General features: G+C 59.9%; 4 protein-coding genes. 1 reads left to right on the forward strand and 3 read right to left on the reverse strand.

The genetic code is table 11. The features are described from left to right. Window positions 1-287: 287 nt before the first annotated feature. Window positions 288-794 (reverse strand): DUF3592 domain-containing protein, encoded by a 507-nt coding sequence (locus WBP53_RS03480; protein ID WP_423925974.1) that lies wholly within the window; start codon window positions 792-794, stop codon window positions 288-290. Window positions 795-1,446: 652 nt separating this feature from the next. Here WBP53_RS03480 and WBP53_RS03485 point away from each other — a divergent pair. Continuing rightward, on the forward strand, window positions 1,447-2,079 hold the full coding sequence (locus tag WBP53_RS03485) for a tetratricopeptide repeat protein (RefSeq protein ID WP_423925976.1): 633 nt from the start codon (window positions 1,447-1,449) through the stop codon (window positions 2,077-2,079). A gap of 219 nt (window positions 2,080-2,298) precedes the next feature. On the opposite strand, the gene WBP53_RS03490 is transcribed toward WBP53_RS03485, so the two are convergent. Both WBP53_RS03490 and WBP53_RS03495 read right to left on the reverse strand, forming a co-directional pair. Beyond that, window positions 2,299-3,165: a hypothetical protein gene (locus WBP53_RS03490; RefSeq protein ID WP_423925978.1), complete on the reverse strand. Its 867-nt coding sequence runs from the start codon at window positions 3,163-3,165 to the stop codon at window positions 2,299-2,301. 312 nt (window positions 3,166-3,477) lie between these two features. Next, window positions 3,478-4,636, reverse strand: a 1,159-nt coding sequence (locus tag WBP53_RS03495) for a GGDEF domain-containing protein (protein ID WP_423925980.1), incomplete at its 5' end; no start/stop codon positions are given.

Genomic DNA, 4,636 nt, shown 5'->3' on the forward strand with positions numbered 1-4,636 from the left:
CGTCACTATCGTCCCCGTCTCCGGAACCGACAAGCTCGCCGGCATTGAAGACGAGCTGCGCATCCTGATTGCGAATGGCAAACACTCGTGCGAGTTCGACTACGCGCTGCCCTGTTCAGAGGCTTCCGCGTTGGTGCGGTTGCCACCCGGGCAAGCCAGCCTGGAACTGGCCTGATCGCGTTTGTTGGTGCGCCGCAACCGTTTGTCATCATGAGCCAGGCAAGCGGTACTCGCAATCGGTCTCCTGATGTCGTGGTCACCGTTATTCGCTGTGTCTGGACGAAGTATCAGGTGCTCGCGATACTCGATTCCGCTTGAAATCGAAACTTGTGCAGCAACCACCCTGTCAGGCCAAACAGCAATCCGACCAGCAGTGAGATGTAGTCTGTGTAGTGAGCGCCAGGTTGCAGTACCGCTACAGAAGGCTGGTCGCGATTGTAGTAGGCGGCAATGGCGTCGCCATTCTTGTACTTGGCGGCGGCTGTCACGGCCTCTTCGCGCTCGGCATAGCTTTCATGCTCGGTGCGCAGCCTCCATTTCCTGCTACTGAACTGTTTCCCGTTGGCGGTGTAGTCGTAACGTATCTGCGGGTAGTACATGGTGCCTCTCTGCAGGCTATTGCCGGCCGAGTGAACTGAGGTGCGAATTTGCACGCTGCTGACAGTGGCAGGTGTTTCTACCCACATCGCCGAATTTGCGTACCAGACAAAATAGATTCCCAGTACCACGAATAGCGCCCCAAGCCCGGCCAGGACAATCCCGCTCCACTTCAAAAGTCCATTCTCGACGGGCATATGCACTCCTGGACAGCGATGAAAACGGCATTCTCGCGCAATCAGCGCAAGCACGCCTGATTCTGACATGTGAAGGGGTGGGTTCACGCGAGTTCCTGGCCATTCCGAACTGCTCCGATGCAGAAGCGCGTGAAGCAAGCGTTGGCCTGCGGTGACTGTGGTCTGCCATGCCGACAGCGGCTGTCTCGTGCGTGGGGAGTATGGCGGGAATATGGTGCTCGAGTTCAGCGGATCCCCGGTTGTCGCGTTCGGTGCCCACCTGTGTGCGTGTGGCTCCACCAATGAAACGCCGTACACGACTACCATTGCCATCACCCTTGACGATGGAGCGGTGGATGCCTTTCAGGCCAGCTCAGCCAACGATTTCCCTTGCTTTACGAGCGCAACTCCAATCACCGGCCTCACGATGATGACAGCCCAGCCACTTGGCGGCTTTCCGGTCATCGACAGCATCGTGACGGGAGCGAGCATCAAGGCGGCACTGATAGAAAAAGATGACCAAGGTCAGATGGCGCTTTGTGGTATACGGAAAGTCACCACTGATCGGGCGTGTTGCCTGCAAGTCCCCATCTATCGATATCGTGGCTGTTACGGACGCCGACCACGGGGTAGGATTCGAATCTGGCCCGGCTGCTGCGAGTGATAATTGCTGGTGGGCGGTACGATCTTGCGTCTCGGCGCCATCAACACGTGGGCGCTGCCGCGACATACAGGAGTTTCCTGGCATGTCGCCTCTTGTTTTCGACCAACGCAACATAGGGGAATCATGATGAAAATTCGTTTGGGGTTGATCGCTCTGGCTTTGTGTGTTCTTGGCATGGGCGCGGCATCCGCAGCCAAGCTGATTGAGCCAAATCTGTATCAGTCACAGCCCAATGAGGAAGCGGGCAAGGCTTTGCTGCGTCAGGCCATGATTCAGGCCGACGATGGAAGCTGGGAGCGGATTGCGGTCGGCCGCGTCTACTACCTCGGCGGGATGAAGGCCGAAGGCCAGGCGATTTTCGATGAGGTGCTCACCGACGATGACGCCAGCGATCGGTTCCGGGTGGCTCGGGTCTACATGGAGGCGGGGGAGTGGACACGAGCAAAGCCGCTGTTTGACGAAGCAATCAGGATGGAGCCAAAGGAAGAAAAATGGCTTGCCGAGGTCGGTGCTTACTACCTTCTCAACGGCGACCGCGAGACGGCTGAGGCGCTATTTGATCGGTCCTTCAAGCGTGATACGGAATTGTGGGCCACCGTCGCTGCGGCCGGTGCGTATCTGGGTGTCAAGCCGCAGGAATAACGAAACAACGGCCTGAAGGAAGCAGGTGCCTCGGCATTGCTGCGTTCGCGGGTGGAGCGCCTGGCAGTCAGCCGGTCGCAGGCGACTGAAAACGAAAGCGGCCACCCCGAATCCGGTTCGGAGTGGCCGACTCATCCATGAAGTGTACTTTCGGTTGCTTCCCTGAGGGCGCGGCGGCTCTTCTACGGCCGCCTTTTCATTGGCGTTTGCAGGACAGGATCAAGCGATTGCGCGAGTGGCTCGCCAGCCGAACAAGGCAAGCAGGCCGACGAGCAGGCCCAGAGCCAGCGGCTGATCAACGGGCAGTTCGCGTGCTTCTGCCAGTGCAGTACCACCACCGCCCGGAGGCACGTTGGCAGAGCCGAAGCCGTCGACATAGACGTAGCCACCATGACCGCCGAGCGCGCAATCCGCTGCAATCACGGTCAACTCGATTTGCTGGCCGATGGCACTGAGCGGCAACACGACGTCGATGTTCTGGAACTCAAGATACTTCCAGCTTCCGGCGCCGTTCAGAAAGTTGACACCTGTCTGGCCGGAGTATGCGAATTGCTCGAACAGAATGCTGTCGTCAGCAAGGTTCTTCACGGCGACATAGAAATACGGCTGCTCGTTCGGCGAATGGCTCGGATCATCCATCACTGGCGCAAAGGCAAAGCGGATATGCGGCAAGCCGTCGGCAGCATCGATATCGGCATTGGTCAGGGTATCGACCTGTACCAGTGTGGTGACCAGGCCGCCACCGCCTTCGTCGTTCAACTTTGCGGTGAACTGGCCGACGCGCGGCAACAGGATGGTGGGTGCCAGCGGATCGGTAATCGCGCCGACGATCGATGATGGCCCGGGCGCACCAGGGATAATCTGGATGCTGGCGCTGGTGAACGGCTCTGCGCCGAGCAGACCAGGATTGACGCCACCGGCCAAAGTCCAGCCTGCAAAGCTGTTCTGTTCAAAACCACCATTGGTGAAAATCGCGAAGGCTGGCGCGGATGCCAGGGCCAGCGAGAACAGCAAGCTGCCAACAATGACGGGTTGATACAAACGTTTTCTGCGCGTGCCGATCAGCCCGCGATTCGACTTGAACATGGGATTCCCCTTGAGAGATTGGCAATGACGCCATGGCGGCGTCGCTGAGGGGAATGCTGGCCAATCGGGGTTGATCCGACCACCCCTCAAACAAGGGGGGCGATCCGCCACACCCCGGAAGATGCTGTCACGGGAAGTGGGCAGGGTGGCAGTCGTGACTCTGGCAAGCGCGTGCCGCTGGCCTCACGTGGGTCATTTCGGTAGGCGGCAGAAAAGCATTGAATTGCGAGTGAAGATCCTGCTCGCACACTTGATGTCCGATTCTGCTCTTCCCGATCTGCAGTGCGCGCCTTGCGAAAGCGGTTCCGTGCTTTAGCCTGCAAGCGTCAGCCAGCCTGCTTCGAGCATGGCCTCGACTGGCTGCCGCGCGAGACCAGCCGCCACTGGCGGTGACTGCCGCCCAACGTAGCCACGCCAGGTATTGCGACCCGCATGCTTGGCCTCGTAGACGGCGTGATCAGCCAGGCGCAAGGCCAGTTCCGGATCGGGTGTTCGGTCGGACCACAATGGAACGCCTGAGAAACCCATGGATGCGCTAATTCGCAGCTCGGTGTCGTCGACTGCGACCGGCGTCGATTCCAGTGCCTGCTGCAGTCGCCGACAGAAGGCGGGGCCTTCGGCAGCGCTGGCGTTCGGGCACAGCCAGACAAACTCCTCACCGCCCCAGCGGATCAGGTCATCGCCGCTGCGCTGGCATTTGCGCAATACGTTGGCGACGTGCTGCAGCACGCGGTCACCGGTCAGGTGACCGAACTGATCGTTGATGCGCTTGAAATTATCCAGGTCGATGACGACGACCAGCATCGGCGGAGGTTGCGCTCCAACGGCATGCTGGAACTCGCGGGTCAGGCGCGCTTGCAGGTAGCGGCGGTTGTGCAGGCCGGTCAGCGCATCCTCCTCGCTTTGCCGGCGCACCACTTCGTTGATGTCCCGCAGCTGCGAATGCTGGGCCTCGATTTCGGAGTTCTTGCGGGTGAGCGCAAGGTTGGCCTTCGCCTTGTTGCGCAGGTTCAACAGCAGCAGGCCAAATACAAGAAGCAGGCCAAGCAGACCGAACAACATGGCCCGACTCTGCATGCGTTCGGCCAGTTCCTGTGCGCGCAGGCGCTCGAGGTCGGCCTGGCTGATGGCCAGTTCGGCCGCCTTGCGCTTGAGCTCGGCCGTATTTTCCAGGTCGGCAATACGCTCGTTGGAGGTGACATTGACCATCTCGTCACTGAGCACCTTGAACTCGCGCATCGCCTCCAGCGCATCGGCATGCCTGCCGAGCACAGTCAGGTTGTCGATCAATACCGGATACAGCTCAAGCCGCTTGGGCCGATTGTCGTTGTCAGCGTAGATTGCGCGAGCCTTCTGCAAGTAGCCATCGGCGCGACCCGGCTCGCCCAGCGCGATCCAGGTCTCGCCGATGTTCTTGCTGGCGATGCCCTTGAGGGTGGTGTCGTCGCCTTCGGCAGCGAGTTGTTCGATC

It is taken from the genome of Dokdonella sp. (assembly GCF_049593775.1).
GTDB lineage: Bacteria > Pseudomonadota > Gammaproteobacteria > Xanthomonadales > Rhodanobacteraceae > Dokdonella.

Bases quoted from the DNA above. Each gene is read 5' to 3' on its own strand.
- WBP53_RS03480 (WP_423925974.1), bottom strand. From the start codon at position 794: ATGCCCGTCGAGAATGGACTTTTGAAGTGGAGCGGGATTGTCCTGGCC.
- WBP53_RS03490 (WP_423925978.1), bottom strand. From the start codon at position 3,165: ATGTTCAAGTCGAATCGCGGGCTGATCGGCACGCGCAGAAAACGTTTG.